This is a genomic window from Janthinobacterium sp. BJB426 (assembly GCF_002735705.1).
Lineage (GTDB): Bacteria > Pseudomonadota > Gammaproteobacteria > Burkholderiales > Burkholderiaceae_D > Janthinobacterium.
In genome coordinates this window covers 241,003-261,557 of record NZ_PDZL01000008.1, presented here as the reverse complement: position 1 = coordinate 261,557, position 20,555 = coordinate 241,003, and the positions used below count along the sequence as shown (strand labels likewise).

Genomic DNA, 20,555 nt, shown 5'->3' with positions numbered 1-20,555 from the left:
CTGGATGGAATGTCTCTTGTAGAGTGCGCCTGGAATCCGCCTGCAATCGTCGCGATCGGGGATTGTGAGTGTCTGTAAGAAACCGCTATTGCGTTATCTTTAAAACAATATTAAACTTAAACTCAAATTGAACTGACTTTTTCAAAGTTTATCAGTAAAACAATGAAATATAAATAGGAATCATAATCATTTAGATTTAGAATGATTTCACCGCGCATGGGCGCCCTTACCGATCAAAGGAGTCAGCATGAGTTGGGATCACCCTGATACCCGTTTTTACGTTGTCGTCAATGAGGAAGAGCAATACTCGATCTGGCCCGACTACAAGGCCATCCCGGTCGGCTGGCGCGAAGCCGGCAAGCGGGGCAGCAAGGAGGAATGTCTGGCGCATATCGAGCAGGTCTGGACCGACATGCGTCCGCTGAGCTTGCGCCAGGCCATGGACGCTGGCGCGCGGGAAGCCGAAGTAGCGTGAGCGCTGGCCTGGGCGCCAGCTGGCTGGTGCGCGGCCAGCCGCATGCCACGCGTGCACTGCGCCTGTATTGCTTCGGCCATGCAGGCGCCAGCGCGGCCGCCTTCCGTGCCTGGCAAGCGAGGCTGGAGCCATCCATCGAAGTGTGCGCCATCGAGTTGCCCGGCCATGGACGGCGCATGGCGGAAGCGCCGCAGGACCAGCTGCTGCCGCTGGCAGGCGAGCTGACGCAGGCGCTGGCCCGCGAACTGCGTGCCACGCCCCGGCCCTACGCCCTGTTCGGCCACAGTCTGGGTGCCCTGCTGGCGTTCGAAGTGGCGCGCGGCCTGGCGCGCCTGGATGTGCCGCCGCCGCTGCGGCTGCTGGTGTCCGGCGCGAACGCGCCGCAGCGCCGCCCGCCATCGCGCATGCTGCACCTCTTGCCCGATGACGCCCTGCTGGAAGAATTGCGCACTTACGACGGCACGCCGCAGGAACTGCTGGACGAGCGCGAACTGATGGCCCTGTTGCTGCCGATCTTGCGCGCCGATTTTTGCATGGTGGAAACTTACCACTACCACCCCGGCCCGCAACTCACGGTGCCGCTGACGGTATTGGCGGGGCGCGCCGATGCACGCGTCAGCCCAGACGGCGTGGCGGCATGGGCGCTGGAAACCTCGGGGAGCTGCCACAGCATCTGGCATGACGGCGGGCATTTTTTCATCGAGACGCACGCCAGGGCGGTGCTGGCCGATATCCGCGCCACGCTGGCGCAGGACTAAGCTATGCAAATACCCGAGGCGCAGGAAATTGCGCTATGGCAGGTCGACCTGGACGACAGCCGCCTCGATGCGTTTGCCGCCAGCCTGAATCGGCTGGAAAACGACAAGGCGGACCGTTTCCGCAGCCTTGCCCTGCAAACGCGCTACCGGCGCTCGCAGGGTGTTCTGCGCCAGATACTGTCTGATTACCTGGAGGTGCCACCCGCCGCCGTCGCTTTCCGGCACGGCGCCTTCGGCAAGCCCTCACTGGCCGGGCATGCACTGCATTTCAACCTGTCCCATAGCGGCGACGCGATGCTGCTCGCCGTCGCCCGCCATGCCGTCGGCGTGGACGTGGAACAGTGTGCGGAAACCCCGCTCGATCTCGATCCCCTGCTCGACTTGCTGTGCCACGCCGACGAGCGCGCGGCCATGGCGGCCCTGGCGCCGGACCAGCGCCGTCAGCGGTTTTACCAGTTGTGGACGCGCAAGGAAGCGTATCTGAAGGCGCTCGGCACGGGCTTGAGCGTCGATTGCCGGCTGCTCAGCTTTGCCCCCGTGGACACCGGACTGTGGCGGGTGCGCCATGAAGGCACGCCCGCTACCATCCCCTATTACTGCCGCGACCTTCCGCACGGCGATGCGGCATCGTATGCTGCCGTCTGCTCGCAGCAGCCGGCAGCGCCGCTCAGTCTCCGCTGCCTGTCAGCTGCCGACAGCCCCCGCGGATAAACGATGGTTTGACACTTCTCGTCAGCCACCTGCCCTAGGGATAGCAACGCATCAGGAACTCCGCCACGCACACGGGTTTCGTGTCGCCCTCGCGCTCCATGGTGACAGCCCAGTTCACTTGCGCCCCTTCCGGCACGTCGTCGACGCAGAGGATGTCGAGCCGTGCGCGCAAACGGCTGCCGACAGGCACGGGCGCAGGAAAGCGCACCTTGTTCAGGCCATAGTTGATGGCCATGCGGATGCCGGCCATGTGCAGCGCTCCCTGCAACATGGCCGGCAGCAGGGATAAGGTCAGGAAACCGTGCGCCACGGTGCAGCCGTAGGGCGACTCACGTGCGCAGCGTTCGGCGTCCACATGGATCCACTGATGGTCGTCCGTGGCGTCGGCAAAAGTGTCGATGCGCTGCTGGGTGATGGTCAGCCAGTCGGAAACGGCCACGTGCTGTCCCGACAAGGCCTGGAAACCGGCGATGCCGGCGATGTCACGCATGGTTTTCGCCTGCAGGACGGCGGCCGAACATGCCCATGCCTTCGACGGTAGTTACCACTTCGCCATGCTGGTTGCGCACGCTCCACACGGAAATGACGATGCCGCGGTCCGGCTTCGACGTGGATGGGCGCACTTCCTTGACCTGGTAGGTCAGCTGCAAGGTGTCGCCGGCGCGCACGGGTTTGAGCCAGCGGATGCTGTCCAGGCCGGGCGAGCCCATGCTGGACGAATGCTTGAGCAGGTTATCCACCACCAGGCGCATCATCATGCCGCAGGTATGCCAGCCGCTGGCGATGACGCCCTTGAAGATGGTCTTTTCGGCGGCCGCATGGTCGACGTGGAATGGCTGCGGATCGAAATCCGTGGCGAAGGCGATGATTTCCTTTTCCGTTACGTGGCGCAGGCCCAGGTCGATTTCCAGGCCTTGCGTGAAATCTTCGAAATACCAGTGTTTCGGGGTGGTGGCAGGCGATGCGGTCATGCGGTCTCCGTCGGCAAAAAGCCCGGCTGGGCGATAAAGCGCTCGATATGATGGTCCACGTCGCCCAGGGTCAGGGCGATCATGGAGAGGCGCTTGAAATGGTGGGCAGCGGGCAATTCGTCGGTGACGCCCATGCCGCCATGCAATTGCACGGCTTGCTGACCGACAAAGGTGGCAGCCAGCCCCACACGCGCCTTGGCGGCGGAGACCGTACGGCGGCGCTCCGCCACGTCGTCGCTGTCGACCTTGGCGGCGGCCAGCATGGCCATCGAACGTGCCTGTTCCAGGTGGATGAACATGTCGGCCATGCGGTGCTGCAAAGCCTGGAACTTGCCGATCGGCGCGCCGAACTGCTGGCGCGTCTTCAGGTATTCCAGAGTGGCGGCAAAGATGGCGTCCATGGCGCCCACGGCTTCCGCGCACAGCAGGGCGGCGCCGAAATCCACGGCCGCGTCGAGCACGGCCCAGCCCTGCCCCGCCTGGCCAACCAGGGCGTCGTGGCCCAGCACCACTTGCACGAGGGTGACGGTGGCGGCGCGCTGGCCGTCGATGGTGCGGTAGTCGCGCACGGAAACGCCGGGCGCGTCAACAGGCACGAGGAATAGCGAAATGCCATCCGTATCGCTCTGGCCGCCGCTGCTGCGCGCCGACACGATCAAGGCGCCCGCTTGCGCGCCGTGGATGACGACGGTTTTCTCGCCGTCCAGCACGAAACCGTCGCCACTGGCGGTGGCGGTCGTGGCGATGTCGTGCATATCGTGGCGCGACTGGCGTTCGCCCAGCGCGCAAGCGAGCTTCAGGCTGCCGCTGGCGACCTGTTCCAGCACGCCGTCGTGGCCGCCGGCCAGGCTCAAAAAGCGCGCGCCCAGCACGGTGGCGAAATACGGTTCGACCACCAGGCCACGGCCCAGTTCCTGCATCACCAGCAGCATGTCGACGGCCGTACCGTCGAAGCCGCCCGCACCGGCCGGCAGCGGCAAGGCCGTCATGCCCAGCTCGGCCAAAGTGGCCCAGGCCGCATCGGACGTGCCCGTGGCGGAATGGATGATTTTTTGCCGCGTTTCAAAGCGGTAATCCTTGTCGACCCAGCGCCTGAGCGCATCGGCGAATTGCTGCTGTTCCTGATTAAAATGAAAGTCCATGTCGTCTCCTTCTGGCTTACAGGCCCAGGATCATCTGCGTGATGATGTTTTTCTGGATTTCATTCGAGCCGCCATAGATCGATGTCTTGCGGTAATTGAAGTAATACGCGGCCAGCGGCGCGGCCAGGTCGTCGCCGCCAGCGCCGTGCGGCGCGCTGCCGTCAAGAAAATCGGGGTCAAACGGCAAGGCTTGCGGGCCGATGGCTTCGACCATCAGTTCCGTCAGTTGCTGCTGCAGTTCCGAACCGCGCACCTTCAGCATCGACGCCTGCGGTCCCGGCCCCTTGCCTTCGTCGCTGATGACGCGCAAGACCGTCATTTCCAGCGCCATCAACTCGATTTCCAGCGTGGCGACCTTGGCCGCAAAGGCGGGATCGTGCAGCAGCGGCGCACCGCGCTTGGCTTTTTGCATGGCCAGCTGCTTGAGGAAAGTCAGCTCGCGCTTGGAGCGGCCGACGGCGGCGATGCCCGTGCGCTCGTGCCCCAGCAGATACTTGGCGTAGGTCCAGCCCTTGTTTTCCTGACCCACCAGGTTGCTGACGGGCACGCGCACGTTATCAAAAAACACTTCGTTCACTTCGTGCTCTTCATCGAGCATGATGATGGGGCGCACGGTGATGCCCGGCGTTTTCATGTCGATCAGCAAGAAACTGATGCCTTCCTGCTTGCGCACCGTGCTATCCGTGCGCACCAGGCAAAAGATCATGTCCGCGTGCTGGCCCAGCGTCGTCCAGGTTTTCTGGCCGTTGACGATGTAATGGTCGCCGTCGCGCTGGGCTGTGGTTTTCAGCGAGGCGAGGTCGGAACCGGCGCCCGGCTCGGAGTAACCCTGGCACCACCAGTCGTCGCAATTCAAAATGCGCGGCAAATAATATGCTTTTTGTTCGGTGTTGGCGAAGGCCATGATGACAGGCGCCACCATGTTGACGCCGAAGGGCAGGATCGGCGGCGTGGCGGCGCGCGCGCACTCGTCTTCCCAGATATGGCGCTGCACGGCCGTCCAGCCCGTGCCGCCATGTTCGACGGGCCAGGCCGGCGCGGCCCAGCCTTGCTGCGCGACAATCTTGTGCCAGCGCACGTAATCGTCGCGGTTCAGGCGCAGATGCTGGCGCACCTTGCGCTGCAAGTCCGCCGGCAAATGGGTATCGAGGAAGGCGCGCACCGTGTCGCGGAAGGCGCTCTCCTCGGCAGTGTAATGCAGGTCCATGTCTGTCTCCTTGTTCTTATCGGTTGCCGTGATGACTGCACGCAAGGAAGCTCAGCGCACAAAAAAGCACGACCGTTCTCAAGGATTGTACAACAGATTGGGAGCGGTGCCAGGCCTTTTACAATGGCTGGCGCGGCAAGGGAAGCGGGTGGAATCGGCTGGCTGCCGTGGCACCGCGTCTATGTGTGCGACAAAATATTGATGAGCTTGCCGAACGGGTCGCGCACAAAAAACCGCCTGACACCCCAAGGTTCATCGGTGAGGCCATATTCAATAGGGAACCCTGCTCCGGACATGCGTTCGAATGCGGTATCCACGTCATCGACTTCAATGGAAAGGTCGGGCACGGCAGTGTTCGAGCCGCCTTCCGTCGCAAAGCTCACTTGAACGCTCATCTCGGTTTGCGAACCATACGTCATGATCCAGCCATGGTCCATCAACAGGCTCAGGCCCAGCACGTCCTCGTAAAACGTCCGCGCCAGGCCCGGATCCGACGCCAGGAAATTTGCAACGATACGCGTGACTTGCATAGTTTTCCTCACTGCCAATGATAGTTGTTATCAGGATTCACCTCAAAAGCGGACGTGGGATGCGATACTGAATCATTGGCGGCCCAATTCATTCAGCGTGGGCAATCGCTAAGCGTTGGCACGCCAGACTGCATCACGAATCTCTGGTTCATGCTGCGAGAAAACGCTGACGCAGGCCCCAGCCGTCACAATGATCCACTCTCGCTGCTGCTGGATATAGGCCAAGACGCTCGTCTTCTTCCCTCGCCCATTTGCCATCGAACACCTCAAGGACCGGATAAGCTGAAGGGAAGTCTTCAGCAACCCAGTACTCCGCCAGAGAGATTTCATCCAGAAGCCGAAAACCTTCAACTTGGGAAAATGTAACCTCGATTCCCTCATCTTGGTTGCGATTTCGAAGGACGCGTATTACCAAGCCACCATCGTAATAAACGGAGTATATGTCTGCGCCCCAGTCGAATTGCTCCTGGAAGCAAAAAGGACTCGCTTTGATTGGCATATGAATTCTGTTGCGTCAGTATTTATTGCTTGTTACCTGGCTTTATTGCTGATCGATGGCCGAAAAAAACATGACTGACATCGGTGCCGAGGGAATATTCCCTCGCCGCCTACGGGTGATCTTGAATGCACTTTACGCCCTCGGCGGTGTGTTCCGCCCAACCGGTTTTATGCGTTGCAAACCATGCCTCAATTTGTGGCTTTGTTGCACCACAATCAAACGCAATTTTTTCAATTTCCGCTGGGGTCTTCTCTGGCGGAGATTTGGCGCATCCTGAAAGGAAAGATACTAAAAATACGGCACCCAACCATACATTATTCCTCATGAATTTCTTTCCTATATCAGTTGCACCACCTGCACATTCATCTGTTTGAGCGGTTCCTGCAGAATGCGGATCCAGAGCTTAACGAATTACCAGGAAGAAAAACTCACACATTGTCACGTTGACGCGAATGTCTGCTGTTGACCGCCATCACCCATACAAATGCAGCAGCACCTGCACGGCAACAATCTTGACGATGGTCATGCTGGGGAAAATCATGGCGTAGCCCAGATTCGGGCGGTCCGACTTGGCCAGGCGGTTGGCGAACACCAGCACGGCAGGGTTGCCCGTGGCGCCGGCCGCAATGCCCAGCAATTCAGGAAACGGCAGGCGCAGGAAGACCTTGCCCAAAATCACCACCAATGCGACCACCACCAGCACCGTCACGGCGCCGAGCGCCAGCATGGGCAAGCCATCCGCACCCACTTGCTGCACGAAGGGCAAGCCGGACGCCATGCCGACGGAAGCGAGGAAAATCGTCAAGCCATAGTTGCGCATGACCAGGTTGGCCGACAGGGGCAAGCGCCAGCTGATCTTGCCCACCCTGCCCAGGCGTCCCAGGATCAGCGCCATCACCAGCGGGCCGCCGGCCAGGCCCAGGCTGAACGAGCCTATCCATGGCAAGGGAATCGGCACCAGGCCCAGCAGCACACCCAAGACCATGCCCATGCCCAGCGAGACATAGCTGAACTCGGCCGTGGCCGTGATGGAATTGCCGAACAGCTTGCGCACGTCGGCCGCATGTTTCGCTGGCGCAATGGCCATCACCCTGTCGCCAAACTCCAGCGTCAGGAACGGGTGCGGCAGGATCATGGCATCGCCGCGGCGGATGAACGCGATCTGCAGGGGAAAATCTTTCGACAAATTCAACTCGCCCAGCGGCACGCCGACGATTTCCGCGTCCGACACGAACACTTCCGTGCCGTCGAACGCGCTGCGGTCCTTCATCAGCCGGCCCGGATCCAGATGGCCCAGCGCCGTGCGCGCCGCTTCCACGCCCGCCACCGTGCCCGACACCATCAGCGCGTCGCCCACGCCCAGCACCAGGCCAGGATCGGGCAAGCGGTTCTGGTGGCCCTGGCGCACGCCGATTACTTGCACGCCCGCCAGCGGGCCATCGGCCAGTTCGGACAGGGCCGCGCCCGCCAATGTGGCTTCGTCGATGGTAATTTCGGACACGACGATGGGTGCCGGCGGCGGCGTCAGCACGGGTTTTAATATCCGCCCGGCCAGGTACAGGCCCAGCATGGGGCCGACCACGCCGAACGGATACGCGACGGCATAGCCGACGGCCGCGTCGCCATTGCCGTGCGACGCTTCCAGCGCCGCCTGCAGGGCGGCCGTACTGGTCATGGCGCCGGCAAACACGCCGCTGGCCATGCGCAGCGAGATATCGATCCACTGCCCGCCCCAGACGGACACGGCCAGGCCGCCCATGACGGCAACAAAAGCGATCAGATTGTGTTTCTGCCCCGCGCCCCGCAAGCCGGCGAAAAACTGCACGCCATACTGCACGCCGATGCCATACAGGAACAGCAGCAAGCCGATGGAGCCGACCATCGGCGGCGGCACGGAACCGGGAGCAAAGGCGCCCAGCGCCAACCCCGCGAACAGCACGCCGCCCACACCCAGCGAAAAGCCGAACACGCTGATGCGTCCCAGCGCATAACCGGCGCCGATGACGAGAAACAGGGCGAGAATCGGCGTGGACTCCAGCGTGTGGCGAAATAATTGAAGCATCAGGAACCTTGGTCTGGGGAAGGCCCAGTTTAGCATGCACAAAAGCAACACGATGGCGATGATGACAAGCAAGCGTGCGCAGCTTTGCACCTTAAAAATGGGCAAAAAAAAGCCCGCTGCGGGAGCGGGCTGAATCTAATTCCTGTGAGGAAGTAGAGGAGACAGGTGAATGATGCCGCATCGCAGCATATTCATCCAATTCTATGTTGTGATGATAGAAATATGTTTTGTCAATATCTGCCCTCCTCCTCCTCCTCGCGCAAGGCCTGCTGCACGGCGGGACGCTCGCCGACACGCTCGATCAAGCGCCTCACGTGCGGGAAGGCCGACAAGTCCACCTTGGTGTGCGCCGACCAGCTGAGGATGGTGTACAGATAGGCATCCGCGATGGAATAACGCTCGCCCAGCAGATACGGTCCGCCGGCCGCCAGTTGCCGCTCCACATAGTCGAGGCGTGCGGCCAGGCGCGAGCGGGCCACGTCCTGCGCCTGCGTGCCGTATTCCGGGTGGAACAGCCAGGGGCTGAACACCTTGTGCAGCTCGGTGGCAATAAAACCCAGCCACGACTGCAGCTGCACGCGCGCCAGGGAGCCCGGCGGCGGCGCCAGGCCGCTGGCCGGCGCCAGGTCGGCCAGGTATTGCACGATGGCCGTGCCTTCCAGCAAGATAGTGCCATCGTCCAGCGCCAGCGCCGGCACGTACAGGTTCGGATTCACCTGCGCATAGTCCGCGCCCGTTTCCGTGACGCGTGGAATCTTGCGAATATCAACTCTTTCCAGCTCCAGCGCAATGCCCGCCTCGATGGCCACGATGTGCGGCGACAGGGAACACATTCCCGTTGCGTAATACAGTTTCATGATCACTCCTCGAAAAGTTACACGGACGCGGGATCCAGTTTTTCCACGTCGATGCCGTATTTGGCGATGGCCTCGCCAATCTTGCTACGCGGCAGCTGGCCCCCATCCGCCAGCGCCGTCAGGGCGGCCAGCACGATGAAATGGCGGTCCACTTCAAAGAAGGTGCGCAAGGATTCGCGCGTATCGGAGCGGCCGAAGCCATCCGTGCCCAGGGCAACGAAGCGCCGGTCCGTCACGAAGGGGCGCACCTGGTCGGCCACGATCTTCATGTAATCGGTAGCGATCACCACCGGGCCTTGCCGGCCAGCCAGGCATTGCGCGATATACGGCACGCGGGGTGCGCTGTCCGGGTGCAGCATGTTCCAACGCTCCACGGACAGGCCGTCGCGCCGCACTTGCGTCAGGCTGGTGGCGCTCCACACGTCGGCCGCCACGCCGAAATCCTGCTGCAGCAGCACGCCGGCGGCCAGCACTTCGCGCAGGATGGAGCCGCTGCCCATCAGCTGCACGCGCGGGGCCGCCGCTGCCGGGCTTTCCTGCAGCAGGTACAGGCCCTGCAGGATGCCCGCCTCGGCGCCTGCCGGCATGGCCGGGTGCGGATAGTTTTCGTTGAGCAAGGTGATGTAATAGAAAATATCTTCTTGCTCGGCAAACATGCGGCGCATGCCGTCGTGGATGATCACGGCCAGCTCGTAGGCATAGGTGGGATCGTACGAGATGCAGTTGGGAATCACGGACGACAGCACGTGGCTGTGGCCATCGTCGTGCTGGAGTCCCTCCCCCATCAGTGTCGTGCGTCCCGACGTGGCGCCCAGCAGAAAGCCGCGCGTGCGGGCATCGGCCGCCGCCCACGCCAGGTCGCCCACGCGCTGCAAGCCGAACATCGAATAGAAGATGTAGAACGGAATGGTGGCCAGGCCGTGGTTGCTGTACGACGTACCGGCGGCGATCCAGGAGGAAATGGCGCCCGATTCGTTGATGCCTTCCTGCAAGATCTGCCCATCCTTGGCTTCCTTGTAGTAGCTGAGCTGGCCCGCATCCTGCGGCGTGTACAGCTGCCCCAGGTAGGAATGGATGCCGATCTGGCGGAACAGGCCTTCCATGCCAAACGTGCGCGATTCGTCGGGCACGATGGGCACGATGATCTTGCTCAAGGCGGGATCTTTCAGCAGGGTACCGAGGATGCGCACGAAGGCCATGGTGGTGGACGCGCCCCGCTCGCCGCTATCCTTGAGCTGGGTGGCGAACGTGGACAGCGGCGGTATGGGCAAGGGCGCCACCTTGCTGATGCGGGCCGGAATGTAGCCGCCCAGCTGCGCCCGGCGCGCGGCAAAGTAGCGCCCTTCCTCACTGTCCGGCGCCGGTTTCAGGTAGGGCATCTCTTCCAGCTGGGCATCGCTGACGGGCAGCGCGAAGCGGTCGCGGAACGCGCGCACGGCGTCGGCGCTCATCTTTTTCAGCTGATGGTTGATATTTTGCCCTTCGCCCGCCTCACCCATGCCGAAACCCTTGACGGTCTTGGCCAGGATCACGGTAGGCCGGCCAGTCGTGCGCATGGCTTCCGCGTAGGCCGCGTGGACTTTTTCGGGATCGTGGCCGCCGCGCGTCAACTGCCAGATGTCGTCGTCTGACATATGTGCCACCAGCGCCAGCAGTTCCGGATACTTGCCAAAGAAATGCTCGCGCACATAGGCGCCATTCTGCGATTTGAAAGTCTGGTAATCGCCGTCCACGCATTCCATCATGCGCTGACGCAACAAACCGCTCGTGTCGCTCTGCAATAAAGCATCCCAGCCGCTGCCCCAGATGACCTTGATGACATGCCAGCCCGCCGCGCGGAACGTGCCCTCCAGCTCCTGGATGACCTTGCTGTTGCCGCGCACGGGACCGTCCAGGCGCTGCAGGTTGCAATTGACGACAAAGATCAGGTTATCGAGGTGCTCGCGGCCGCCCAGGGAAATGGCGGCCAGGGATTCCGGCTGGTCCATCTCGCCGTCGCCGAGGAAGGCCCACACCTTGCGACCCTGGTGTGGCGTCAAGTCGCGATACTCGAGGTAGCGCATGAAACGGGCCTGGTAGGCAGCCGTCAGCGGCCCCAGTCCCATCGAGACGGTGGGGAATTGCCAGAAATCGGGCATCAGACGGGGATGCGGATACGACGACAAGCCCTCGCGGCCCGCTTCGCGGCGGTAATTGTCCAGCTGCGCTTCCGTGATGCGGCCTTCCAGATAGGCGCGGCCATAGATGCCGGGCGCGGAATGGCCCTGGATGTAGACCAGGTCGCCGGCAAACTGATCCGTATGGCCGCGGAAGAAATGGCTGAAACCGACGTCGTACAGCACGGCCGCCGACTGGTAAGTGGCGATGTGGCCGCCCACGTTCGAGTGTTTGGCCGCGCGCAGCACCATCACCATCGCATTCCAGCGGATGTAGGCATTCAGGCGGCGCTCGATGACCAGGTCGCCCGGATAAGCGGGCTGGCGCGCCGTGGCGATGCTGTTGGTATAGGCGGTGGTGACGCGGCCATGCATGCCGCCGTGCTGCGCGGCATCAATATCGACGAGCTGGTCGATCAGATAATGGGCGCGCGGGCGCCCTTCCACGGCGACGACGGCCTGCATCGCCTCCAGCCATTCTTTGGTTTCTTGCGGATCGATATCGGGTACGGCGAGGGATGGGGTCATGGCAGTCTCCTTAGGGTGGGCATACATCGTCATGATCGATTGCTACTGCAATCATTGCATTTGCAATCGTTATGCCGGCCATTGTATCGCGCTATAATTGCATTTGCAACTATGATCGATCTGGAGGAATACCGATGTCTGCAACTGAGCCTGCAAGCAAGTCCGCAACCGCGCCCGACCTGTGGTTTTCATTCGTGCGCACGCACCGTTTGATGATCCGCGAGATCGAACGCCGCCTGGCAGCGGCCAAGCTACCCGTATATGCGTGGTATGACGTGCTGTGGGGACTCGAAAGCGGCCCCGACGGTTCGCGTCGCATGCACGAACTGGCCGACGCGCTTGCCATCGAACGCTACAACCTGACGCGCCTGGTGGACAAGCTGGAAACGGACCGGCTGGTGACGCGCACGCGTTCGATGGAAGACGGGCGCGCTGCCTTCGTTTCCATCACGGAAGACGGGAAAATCCTGCGCAAGCAGATGTGGGCCGTGTACCAGGCCACGGTGGCCGACCTGTTCCTGGCGCAATTTGACAGCGACGGGCAGCAAGACTTCAGCGCCGCCCTCGTGCGCGCCGCCGAGGCGGCACGCGGCGCAGGCCAGGGCAAGGTTCAGAGCAAGGCGTAACGCCGCAGCGCGTACTCGACGAACTGCACCGGCAGCGCGCCATCGTCGGCCAGCGCTTTCAACGCGGTGACGACCAGCCACGGCGCACTCGTTTCCATGCTGGTATCGGCGCCGATGGCGATGACACGCCCACGCACATGGCCGCCGATCTGGCCCGCGATGTGCTGCCCATAGCCGGTGACGGCGATGACGGGCGCGGCGCTGTCATCGAGGCAGCGCCGCACATGGGCCAGTCTTGGAATGGCGCGCGGGTGACACAGGTTCCACTGCTCCGCCGCCTGCGCATCGCGCGCCAGGCGCGTGTAGCTGGGGCAACTCCACACTTGCGCGGCAATATCCCAGTCCTCCTGCAGCAAGCGGGCGGCATCGGCGACGACGGCCAGCATCCTTCCCGCCCCGCACAAACGCACCCGGCATGGCGCAGGATCCGGCGGCGACACGCGGTACATGCCCAGGCTGGCCGCTGCCGCATCGGCGGCCGACAAGGGCGCCGCCACCGCATCCGCATCATGTATGGCCAGGTAGTAATAACCTGGCTGCTGTTCCACATACAGCGTTTCCAGTGCCGCGCGCAGGATGGCGCGCACTTCCTCGCCCGTCGCCGGGTCGAACGGCATGCAATTGTGCTGCGCGGCAAGCCAGGCGGGCAGCGCCGGCTGCACGCCTTTCGGCCAGCGCGAGGCTTGCGTTTCCGCATCATTGCAGACGATGCCACGCCCTCCCGATTCAACCAGCACCGCGCGCAAGGCCGGCAGCAAGGCGGGGCTGCACAGGTAGAGCAGCGGCTTTTCCGGCTGCGCCGCGCCATGGCGATAGCGCACGGCCCAGGCGCCCGCGGACGCGCCCACTTCCCAGGAGTCGCCGTCCGGGAATGGTCCCGCCTGCGTACCCACCTTGCGCATCCGCGCCACCATGGCGCCGCCCTGCTTCAGGCTGCCAGCCATGGCGCCCAGCGCGCGGCGCGGCGAAGCATGTGCCAGCGGCGATCCTGACACTGGCGCCAGCGCGGCCATGCAGGCATGGGCGGCGCGGCCCGTCTCGCCGCCTGGCAGTGGCGGATGGGGAAGGGGTGTATGCATGGCGGCTCCTGTCTCGGTATCGCTTGCGCAAGGCAGACATTACCTATACGATTGCAAATACAACGATTGTAATTGCAATCCTTTGCGCGGGCAAGGGACACGAGCCAACCGAAATTCCTGTCTTCAAGGTGAAAAATGACGCTGAACAATCCTGAAACCGTGCGCATGGCTTACGCCGTGAAACTGACGAACGCGCAAGTCGAGGCGGCCAAGCGCCTGTATGCGGCGCATTTCGGCGCTACCGACAACCCGCAGGCGATGGCCGCCATCATCGCGGCCCTGGCGCGCAACTACAGTTCGGCCGTGGCGGCAAATGTGTTGTAGCGCATCACGTACCACGCGGGCAAAAAAAAGCCCGCTATGGAAGCGGGCTGAATCTATTTCCTTGGAGGAAGTAGAGGAGACAGGTGAATGATGCAGCATCGCAGCATCATTATCCAATTGCATGTTGTGATGACAGAAATACGATTGTTCTATATCTCAGCCACGTCTCAGCCATAGCGGCCTCCCCTGCCCCTGCCATCCTTAGGCCACGGTGTCGCCGCGCAAGGTTTTCGCGGCCGCCACCATGTTGGCCAGCGCGGGTATGACTTCTTTCCAGCCCCGCGTTTTGAGGCCGCAATCGGGGTTGACCCACAGGCGCTGGGCGGGGATGCGCTCGGCCGCCTTGCGCATCAGCTTGACCATCTGTTCCTGGCCGGGAATATTCGGCGAATGGATATCGTAGACGCCAGGGCCGATGTCGTTCGGATAGTTGAAATCATCGAAGGCATCCAGCAATTCCATGTCGGAGCGCGATGTTTCGATCGTGATCACGTCCGCATCCATGTCGGCGATCTGCGCGATGATGTCGTTGAATTCCGAATAGCACATGTGCGTGTGTATCTGCGTTTCGTCAGCCACGCCATTGGCCGTGATGCGGAACGATTCCACGGCCCAGCGCAGGTAGTCGGCCCATTGCGATTTGCGCAGCGGCAAGCCTTCGCGCAGCGCCGCCTCGTCGATCTGGATCACGCGGATACCGGCCTGTTCCAGGTCCAGCACTTCGGCGCGCATGGCCAGCGCCAGCTGGTAGCATGACACGGAGCGCGGCTGGTCGTCGCGTACGAAAGACCAGTTCAGGATGGTGACGGGGCCCGTCAGCATGCCTTTCATCGGTTTGTCCGTCAGCGACTGGGCGTAGGTGCTCCACTCGACCGTCATGGCGCGCGGGCGGCTGATGTCGCCGAACAAAATGGGCGGCTTCACGCAGCGCGAACCGTACGATTGCACCCAGCCGAACTGGCTGAAGGCGTAGCCGTCGAGCTGCTCGCCAAAATATTCCACCATGTCATTGCGTTCCGCTTCGCCGTGCACGAAGACGTCCAGGCCCAACACCGCTTGTTCCTGGACGCAATGGGCGATTTCCGCCTGCATCAGCTTTTTGTAGCCGGCTGCATCGAGCTGGCCGCTGCGGAACTGGCTGCGCGCCTGGCGGATTTCCGCCGTCTGCGGGAAGGAGCCGATCGTTGTCGTCGGGTACAGCGGCAGTTGCAGCAGTGCAGCTTGCTTGGCGGCACGCTCGGCATAGCCGCCAGCGCGCTGGCCCAGGCTTGCGTCGATGCGGGCCACGGCCGCTTTCACCTGCGGATTGTGCACGCGGCTCGACTGGCGACGCGCTTGCACGGCAGCATGATTGGCATCCAGCGCCCCCTGCACGGAAGCGCGGCCCTGGTTCAGGGCGCCGGCGATAGTGTGTACTTCATCGAGTTTTTGGCGAGCAAATGCCAGCCACGACCGGATATCCGTATCCAGCTTTTGTTCGCTGGCCAGGTCGACGGGCACGTGCAGCAAGGAGCACGACGGCGCGATCCACAGGCGCGACTGCAGGCTGGCGTGCACGGGTTCCAGCCATGCCAGCACTTCGTTCAAATCCGTCTTCCAGATATTGCGGCCATTCACCACGCCCAGGGACAGCACGCTGCAGGCGGGCAATTGGGCAATCACCTGCCCCACTTCTTCGCGGGCGTTGACGGCATCGAGGTGCAAGCCTTGCACGGGCAGCTTGCACGCCAGTGCCAGATTGTCTTGTAGCTTGCCGAAATACGTGGCCAGCAACAGTTTGACGTGATTGACCTTGCTCAAGGCCTCGTAGGCCGTGACCAGCGCCTGCTGCCAGGCGCCGTCCAGCTCCGTGACGAGGATCGGTTCGTCGATCTGCACCCATTCCACGCCCTGGGCGGCCAGTTCCTGCAGCAGTTGCACGTAGACGGGCAGCAAACCTTGCAGCAGCGCCAGCTTGTCGGAATCATCCTTGGCCTTGCCCAGCCACAGATAGGTGACGGGGCCGATCAGCACGGGCTTGGCGTTGACCTTCAGCTGGCGCGCCTGCGCCAGTTGCTGCAGCAAGCGACTGCTGTCGAGCTTGAACTGTGTCCCTGCCGAAAATTCCGGCACGATGTAGTGATAATTGGTGTCGAACCATTTCGTCATTTCGCCAGCGTGGACGCAGCTGCAATCGCTGTCGCTGGCCGAACGGCCGCGGGCCACGCGGAAATAGTTATCGAGCTCCGCGCCTTCCAGGCCGCGCACGCGTTGCGGCAGGTTGCCCAAGGTAAAACTCAGGTCCAGCACCTGGTCATAAAAGGAAAAGTCGCCCACGGGCGCCAGGTCCAGTGCGCTCTGGTCTTGCCAGTGGCGCTGGCGCAACTCCGCGCCATGGCCTTGCAGCGCATCCAGGGTGCTGCTGCCCTTCCAGTAATCTTCCAGGGCGAATTTCAGTTCGCGTTTGGCGCCGATGCGCGGGTAGCCCAGATTATGTGTCGTGACGGTCATGGCGGTAGTGCCTCCTAGTGAAGTATGAATACATCATAGAGACTTTCATCCATGAAAAATAATGGTAAAACTTCATACATCCATTATTAATATTCATGTGAAACCATGTTCTAACATATCCACCTGGCCGTGCTGCGCGAAGCGACCGCCTCGTTCGCCGAGCGTGCCGGCCGGAACCCAGGGCCAAAACGACGGGCAAAAAAAAGCCCGCTGCGGGAGCGGGCTGAATCTATTTCCTTGGAGGAGATAGAGGAGACAGTTGAATGATGCCGCATCGCAGCATATAAAACCACTTTATATTCGTGATGTCAGAAATACGCAGCAGTGATATTAAGGGCAACGAAGCATTCCATATGGCAACTTTTATGCTACCACTTCCGCTTTCCCGTCGCCGGAACGCAACATATTCTTTATGCCACGCAACGCCTGCCGCACCCGCGCCTCGTTTTCGATCAGGGCGAAGCGCACGTATTCATCGCCGTATTCTCCGAAGCCGATGCCGGGCGAGACACTCACCTTGGCTTTTTGCAGTAGCAGCTTGGCGAACTCCAGCGAGCCCAGGTGGCGGTACGCTTCCGGGATATGCGCCCAGATATACATCGACGCCTTCGGTTTTTCCACCATCCAGCCCGCTTCATGCAAGCCTTTGACCAGCACGTCGCGGCGGCGCTGGTATTGGGCGCAGATTTCCGTCACGCAGCTCTGGTCGCCTTCCAGCGCGGCAATGGCCGCCACTTGCACCGGAGTAAAACTACCGTAGTCGTGGTAGCTCTTGATGCGCGCCAGGGCCGCCACCAGTTCCGCGTTGCCGACCATGAAGCCGATGCGCCAGCCCGCCATGTTGTAGCTTTTCGACATGGTGAAAAACTCGACGGCCACGTCGCGCGCGCCCGGTACCTGCATGATGGACGGCGCCTTCCAGCCATCGAAGGTGATGTCGGCATACGCCAGGTCATGCACCACCAGAATATTGTGCTGCTTGGCCAGCGCGACGACACGCTCGAAGAATTCCAGTTCCACGCACTGCGCCGTGGGGTTCGATGGAAAACCCAGCACCATCATCTTCGGTTTCGGGTAGCTTTCGCGGATGGCACGTTCCAGTTCGGCAAAGAAATCCACGCCCGGCCCCATGCGCACGGAGCGGATATCGGCGCCCGCGATGACGGCGCCCCAGATGTGGATCGGGTAGCTGGGATTCGGCACCAGCACCGTGTCGCCACGGTCGAGTGTCGCCAGCATCAAGTGCGCCAGGCCCTCTTTCGAGCCGATGGTGACGATGGCTTCGCTGTCCGGGTCGATGTCGACCTCGTAGCGCTTCTTGTACCAATGGGCAATGGCGCGGCGCAAGCGCGGGATGCCTTTTGACGCGGAATAGCCGTGCGTGTCAGGGCGTTTGACCGTCTCGACCAGCTTGTCCACGATGTGGGCCGGCGTGGCGCCATCGGGATTGCCCATCGACATGTCGATGATGTCCTCGCCACGGCGGCGCGCGGCCATCTTGAGCTCGGCGGTGATATTGAAAACGTAGGGGGGAAGGCGATTGATGCGCGAAAAGCTGCGCGGAGTTTGGCTGTCGGTCATGGTATCTCTATACGTAAGCGCCCGGATCCGTCCGAGCGACGTTGGCGCAAGAGCCTATCTCGGTAGGGAGCGTCCTCTGCTAGCAGTTCATCAGATGCGCGGACAAGGCGTGAGGAGGACGCGTGGCGAACCACGCGACGACGAGCAACGCAGTCCCCGCTTCTGAGGGGCGCTAGCAGAGGATGTATTCATCTGCCGAGATAGGCTCCAAGTGCGCCTGTGACGATACTAACCCGGTTTATCCAGCACTGGCAAGGGTGCTGTAGAGCCGTTACAATGCAGGCTGATCGAAAATGAGCGCACCGGTTGGTAACCCGGTAAGTGCCCGGCACCGTCCGGCATGCTCCCGCCCACGCGGACCCACGGCGCTGACCTCTGACTGCACCACCAGCCGGGGAGGTGTTCTGGTTCGTGCATTTTCCCGCCGCGCCATCCCTCCCCTGTTTTTTACTTTAGGAATGAGACGGATGGCAACACACGACAACGCAGTAAGCAGCATGACCCTGGACCGCGCCGGCATCGAGCAGCAACTGGCGCAATCGGCGCGCCATTTCATCGATTGCGCGTTCGATGGCGAAGACTTGTCGCGCCTCGATTTGCAAGGCTGCACCTTCGAGCGCTGCACCTTTGCTGAAACCAACTTGTTTGCCAGCAAACTGGCGCGCAGCACCTGGCGCCGCTGCCGCGCGGGCAGCGCCGATTTCGAATCCGTCGACGCCGTCGATGCCACGTTTGAAGGCTGCGACCTGAACAACACGAAATGGCGGCGCGCCAAGCTGGCCTCGGCCACCTACCGCGGTTGCAAGCTGACCGGCGCCTCGTTCGAAGAAGTGGCCCACCTGGGCCTCACCTTCGAAGACAGCCTGCTGGTAGGCGCCGACCTGCGCGGCTTCTCGTTCCGCAAGGCGACATTGAAACAGCTGGATTTTTCCGACGCCTACCTGGCCGGCTGCGACTTCCGCGACGCCATCTTCGAAGGCGGCAGCCTGCGCAATGCCACCATCAAACTGGCGAAGTTCCAGGGCGCGGACCTGCGCGGCGCCGATATCGATGGCTTCAAATTGAGCGAAGCGGCGCTGCTGAAAGGCGCCGTCATCACGCATGCGCAGGCAGCGAACTTCATGCGGGCGCTCGATCTGGTGGTGATTTAGTTTAAAAAATACAGGCAAAAAAAAGCCCGCTATGGAAGCGGGCTGAATCTATTTCCTTGGAGGAGATAGAGGAGACAAGTGCATCTTGCGGCATTGCGGCATATCACGCCACTTTATCTTCATGATGATAGAAATATCCATTAGTGATAATGAGGCGGCATCAGGGTTTCAAGCCGTACGACGCGTAGCCTGCGGTAAAAATTCTGCCAGCCACACCAGCAGGGCCAGGCCCGGAAACGCCATGCCGGTCAGCAAGGTCGCTTGCCAGCCGTAACTCGCATACACCCAGGCGCCGATGGCCGAGCCGGCCGCGCCGCCAGCGAAGAACAGCGCGAAATACAGGCCGTTCAGGCGGCCCCGCACTTCAGCGCCCAGGCTGAAGATGGCGCGCTGGCCCAGCACCAGGTTGGCGGCCACGCCCATGTCGAGCACGATGGAGGCGACAACGAGCAGTCCCAGCGCCACGTGTTTTGACTCTGGCGCCAGCATCGGCAAGGCAAAGGCGACGATGCCCAGCGCCAGCGCGGCGGCCGTGGCCGGCAAGGTGTGGCCCGCATCGGCCAGGCGGCCGGCGATGGGCGAGGCAACGGCACCGGCCATGCCCACCAGGGCAAAGATGGCGATACCCGTTTGCGACAGGCCAAACGCTGGACTGGACAGCACCAGCGGCGTGACGGTCCAGAACAGGCTGAAGGCGCCAAACAGGCCAGCGTGATAGGCGGCACGGCGGCGCAGCACGGGTGTACCCAGCAGCAAATGCCACAGCGAAGCCATCAAGGCCGGATATTTCATGCTGGACACCGGCTGGCGCACGGGCAAGGCGCGGCGCAGCACCAGCGCCAGCAACACCATCAGCACGGCGGCACCGCCAAACACCACGTGCCAGCTGGCATGGGCCGCCACCAGCGAGGCCACGGGGCGGGCCAGCATGATGCCCAGCAACAAGCCGCTGACCACCTTGCCCACCGTCTGCCCCCGCGTCGCTTCCTGCGACAGGTGAGCCGCAAACGGCACAATCACTTGCGCCGCCACGGAACCGAGGCCAATGGCCAGCGCGGCGGCCAGGAACACGATGGCGCCCGTGGAAAGGGCCGCCACCACGAGGGCCGTGGCCGTCACCAGCAAGGCCGTGACGATCAGGCGGCGGTTTTCCAGCAAGTCGCCCAGGGGCACGACAAACAGCAGGCCCAGGGTATAGCCCACTTGCGTCAGGGTAACGATCAGCCCGGCCGCCTTGGCCGACAGGCCCGTCGAAGCGCTGATGGGCCCGACGAGTGTTTGCGCGTAATACAGATTGGCCACGATCAGGCCGGAAGCGATGGCCAGCAGCAGCACCATGGCCGGCGCAATGTCGTGGGGAGCGGAAGATGAGGCCTTGTTCATGTTGTTTCCTCGGTTCGATAGGGAT

19 protein-coding genes are annotated in these 20,555 nt (G+C 62.2%); 6 read left to right on the top strand and 13 right to left on the bottom strand.

Translation table 11 applies throughout. The features are described from left to right. The first annotated feature begins 247 nt into the window (after window positions 1-247). From CSQ93_RS15620 to CSQ93_RS15610, 3 genes are read left to right on the top strand one after another with little or no spacing between them, the layout of a single operon-like run. Entirely contained in the window at window positions 248-475 is a 228-nt protein-coding gene (locus tag CSQ93_RS15620) for an MbtH family protein (RefSeq protein ID WP_099378819.1), read from the top strand. After that, window positions 472-1,233 carry a thioesterase II family protein gene (locus tag CSQ93_RS15615; RefSeq protein WP_158301254.1) on the top strand — a complete coding sequence of 254 codons (762 nt, stop codon included), beginning with the start codon at window positions 472-474 and terminating at the stop codon, window positions 1,231-1,233. Before CSQ93_RS15620 ends, CSQ93_RS15615 begins: the two co-directional genes overlap by 4 nt. A 3-nt stretch (window positions 1,234-1,236) precedes the next feature. Further along, a complete protein-coding gene (locus tag CSQ93_RS15610) occupies window positions 1,237-1,944 on the top strand; it encodes a 4'-phosphopantetheinyl transferase family protein (protein WP_099378817.1) in 708 nt (235 codons plus the stop codon). Window positions 1,945-1,978: 34 nt separating this feature from the next. On the opposite strand, the gene CSQ93_RS15605 is transcribed toward CSQ93_RS15610, so the two are convergent. From CSQ93_RS15605 to aceE, 9 genes are all read right to left on the bottom strand, one after another. Next, window positions 1,979-2,434 (bottom strand): MaoC family dehydratase, encoded by a 456-nt coding sequence (locus tag CSQ93_RS15605; protein WP_099378816.1) that lies wholly within the window; start codon window positions 2,432-2,434, stop codon window positions 1,979-1,981. Next, the gene (locus tag CSQ93_RS15600) at window positions 2,427-2,915 is read right to left on the bottom strand and encodes a MaoC family dehydratase (RefSeq protein ID WP_099378815.1); all 489 of its coding nucleotides are present in this window, start codon (window positions 2,913-2,915) and stop codon (window positions 2,427-2,429) included. Before CSQ93_RS15600 ends, CSQ93_RS15605 begins: the two co-directional genes overlap by 8 nt. After that, on the bottom strand, window positions 2,912-4,057 hold the full coding sequence (locus CSQ93_RS15595) for an acyl-CoA dehydrogenase family protein (protein ID WP_099378814.1): 1,146 nt from the start codon (window positions 4,055-4,057) through the stop codon (window positions 2,912-2,914). Before CSQ93_RS15595 ends, CSQ93_RS15600 begins: the two co-directional genes overlap by 4 nt. 16 nt (window positions 4,058-4,073) lie before the next feature. Next, entirely contained in the window at window positions 4,074-5,264 is a 1,191-nt protein-coding gene (locus tag CSQ93_RS15590) for an acyl-CoA dehydrogenase family protein (RefSeq protein WP_099378813.1), read from the bottom strand. Window positions 5,265-5,443: 179 nt separating this feature from the next. After that, window positions 5,444-5,794 carry a VOC family protein gene (locus CSQ93_RS15585; RefSeq protein WP_099378812.1) on the bottom strand — a complete coding sequence of 117 codons (351 nt, stop codon included), beginning with the start codon at window positions 5,792-5,794 and terminating at the stop codon, window positions 5,444-5,446. A 148-nt stretch (window positions 5,795-5,942) separates the two neighbouring features. Continuing rightward, complete coding sequence (locus tag CSQ93_RS15580) at window positions 5,943-6,293, bottom strand: hypothetical protein (RefSeq protein WP_099378811.1); 351 nt, start codon at window positions 6,291-6,293, stop codon at window positions 5,943-5,945. 472 nt (window positions 6,294-6,765) lie between these two features. Then, window positions 6,766-8,355 (bottom strand): aspartate:alanine exchanger family transporter, encoded by a 1,590-nt coding sequence (locus CSQ93_RS15575; RefSeq protein WP_099378810.1) that lies wholly within the window; start codon window positions 8,353-8,355, stop codon window positions 6,766-6,768. Window positions 8,356-8,585: 230 nt separating this feature from the next. Next, window positions 8,586-9,212 carry a glutathione transferase GstA gene (gstA, locus tag CSQ93_RS15570; protein WP_099378809.1) on the bottom strand — a complete coding sequence of 209 codons (627 nt, stop codon included), beginning with the start codon at window positions 9,210-9,212 and terminating at the stop codon, window positions 8,586-8,588. Between the two features lie 17 nt (window positions 9,213-9,229). After that, complete coding sequence (aceE, locus tag CSQ93_RS15565) at window positions 9,230-11,896, bottom strand: pyruvate dehydrogenase (acetyl-transferring), homodimeric type (RefSeq protein ID WP_099378808.1); 2,667 nt, start codon at window positions 11,894-11,896, stop codon at window positions 9,230-9,232. Between the two features lie 134 nt (window positions 11,897-12,030). On the opposite strand from aceE, the gene CSQ93_RS15560 reads away from it, so the two are divergent. Further along, window positions 12,031-12,522, top strand: coding sequence for a MarR family winged helix-turn-helix transcriptional regulator (locus tag CSQ93_RS15560; RefSeq protein ID WP_099378807.1), 492 nt, complete (start codon window positions 12,031-12,033; stop codon window positions 12,520-12,522). On the opposite strand, the gene CSQ93_RS15555 is transcribed toward CSQ93_RS15560, so the two are convergent. Continuing rightward, complete coding sequence (locus CSQ93_RS15555; RefSeq protein ID WP_099378806.1) at window positions 12,507-13,601, bottom strand: transketolase-like TK C-terminal-containing protein; 1,095 nt, start codon at window positions 13,599-13,601, stop codon at window positions 12,507-12,509. The genes CSQ93_RS15560 and CSQ93_RS15555 overlap by 16 nt on opposite strands. A 135-nt stretch (window positions 13,602-13,736) precedes the next feature. Between CSQ93_RS15555 and CSQ93_RS15550 the strand changes: the two genes are divergently transcribed. After that, window positions 13,737-13,925 carry a hypothetical protein gene (locus CSQ93_RS15550; RefSeq protein WP_099378805.1) on the top strand — a complete coding sequence of 63 codons (189 nt, stop codon included), beginning with the start codon at window positions 13,737-13,739 and terminating at the stop codon, window positions 13,923-13,925. Window positions 13,926-14,126: 201 nt separating this feature from the next. Here CSQ93_RS15550 and metE read toward each other — a convergent pair whose 3' ends face one another. Together metE and alaC are read right to left on the bottom strand one after the other, a co-directional pair. Then, window positions 14,127-16,415, bottom strand: coding sequence for a 5-methyltetrahydropteroyltriglutamate--homocysteine S-methyltransferase (gene metE, locus CSQ93_RS15545; protein ID WP_099378804.1), 2,289 nt, complete (start codon window positions 16,413-16,415; stop codon window positions 14,127-14,129). 363 nt (window positions 16,416-16,778) lie between these two features. Further along, window positions 16,779-17,996 carry an alanine transaminase gene (gene alaC / locus CSQ93_RS15540; RefSeq protein WP_099378803.1) on the bottom strand — a complete coding sequence of 406 codons (1,218 nt, stop codon included), beginning with the start codon at window positions 17,994-17,996 and terminating at the stop codon, window positions 16,779-16,781. 467 nt (window positions 17,997-18,463) lie between these two features. Between alaC and CSQ93_RS15535 the strand changes: the two genes are divergently transcribed. Then, window positions 18,464-19,147, top strand: coding sequence for a pentapeptide repeat-containing protein (locus CSQ93_RS15535; RefSeq protein ID WP_233516199.1), 684 nt, complete (start codon window positions 18,464-18,466; stop codon window positions 19,145-19,147). Between the two features lie 168 nt (window positions 19,148-19,315). Here CSQ93_RS15535 and CSQ93_RS15530 read toward each other — a convergent pair whose 3' ends face one another. After that, window positions 19,316-20,530 (bottom strand): MFS transporter, encoded by a 1,215-nt coding sequence (locus tag CSQ93_RS15530; RefSeq protein ID WP_099378801.1) that lies wholly within the window; start codon window positions 20,528-20,530, stop codon window positions 19,316-19,318. Window positions 20,531-20,555 lie beyond the last annotated feature (25 nt).

Coding starts and splice junctions, on each gene's coding strand:
- aceE (WP_099378808.1), bottom strand. CDS start 11,896: ATGACCCCATCCCTCGCCGTACCCGATATCGATCCGCAAGAAACCAAA.
- CSQ93_RS15610 (WP_099378817.1), top strand. CDS start 1,237: ATGCAAATACCCGAGGCGCAGGAAATTGCGCTATGGCAGGTCGACCTG.
- CSQ93_RS15605 (WP_099378816.1), bottom strand. CDS start 2,434: ATGCGTGACATCGCCGGCATCGCCGGTTTCCAGGCCTTGTCGGGACAG.
- alaC (WP_099378803.1), bottom strand. CDS start 17,996: ATGACCGACAGCCAAACTCCGCGCAGCTTTTCGCGCATCAATCGCCTT.
- CSQ93_RS15550 (WP_099378805.1), top strand. CDS start 13,737: ATGACGCTGAACAATCCTGAAACCGTGCGCATGGCTTACGCCGTGAAA.
- CSQ93_RS15580 (WP_099378811.1), bottom strand. CDS start 6,293: ATGCCAATCAAAGCGAGTCCTTTTTGCTTCCAGGAGCAATTCGACTGG.
- CSQ93_RS15590 (WP_099378813.1), bottom strand. CDS start 5,264: ATGGACCTGCATTACACTGCCGAGGAGAGCGCCTTCCGCGACACGGTG.
- CSQ93_RS15585 (WP_099378812.1), bottom strand. CDS start 5,794: ATGCAAGTCACGCGTATCGTTGCAAATTTCCTGGCGTCGGATCCGGGC.
- CSQ93_RS15620 (WP_099378819.1), top strand. CDS start 248: ATGAGTTGGGATCACCCTGATACCCGTTTTTACGTTGTCGTCAATGAG.
- CSQ93_RS15530 (WP_099378801.1), bottom strand. CDS start 20,530: ATGAACAAGGCCTCATCTTCCGCTCCCCACGACATTGCGCCGGCCATG.
- CSQ93_RS15595 (WP_099378814.1), bottom strand. CDS start 4,057: ATGGACTTTCATTTTAATCAGGAACAGCAGCAATTCGCCGATGCGCTC.
- CSQ93_RS15535 (WP_233516199.1), top strand. CDS start 18,464: ATGGCAACACACGACAACGCAGTAAGCAGCATGACCCTGGACCGCGCC.
- CSQ93_RS15600 (WP_099378815.1), bottom strand. CDS start 2,915: ATGACCGCATCGCCTGCCACCACCCCGAAACACTGGTATTTCGAAGAT.
- gstA (WP_099378809.1), bottom strand. CDS start 9,212: ATGAAACTGTATTACGCAACGGGAATGTGTTCCCTGTCGCCGCACATC.
- metE (WP_099378804.1), bottom strand. CDS start 16,415: ATGACCGTCACGACACATAATCTGGGCTACCCGCGCATCGGCGCCAAA.
- CSQ93_RS15575 (WP_099378810.1), bottom strand. CDS start 8,355: ATGCTTCAATTATTTCGCCACACGCTGGAGTCCACGCCGATTCTCGCC.
- CSQ93_RS15555 (WP_099378806.1), bottom strand. CDS start 13,601: ATGCATACACCCCTTCCCCATCCGCCACTGCCAGGCGGCGAGACGGGC.
- CSQ93_RS15560 (WP_099378807.1), top strand. CDS start 12,031: ATGTCTGCAACTGAGCCTGCAAGCAAGTCCGCAACCGCGCCCGACCTG.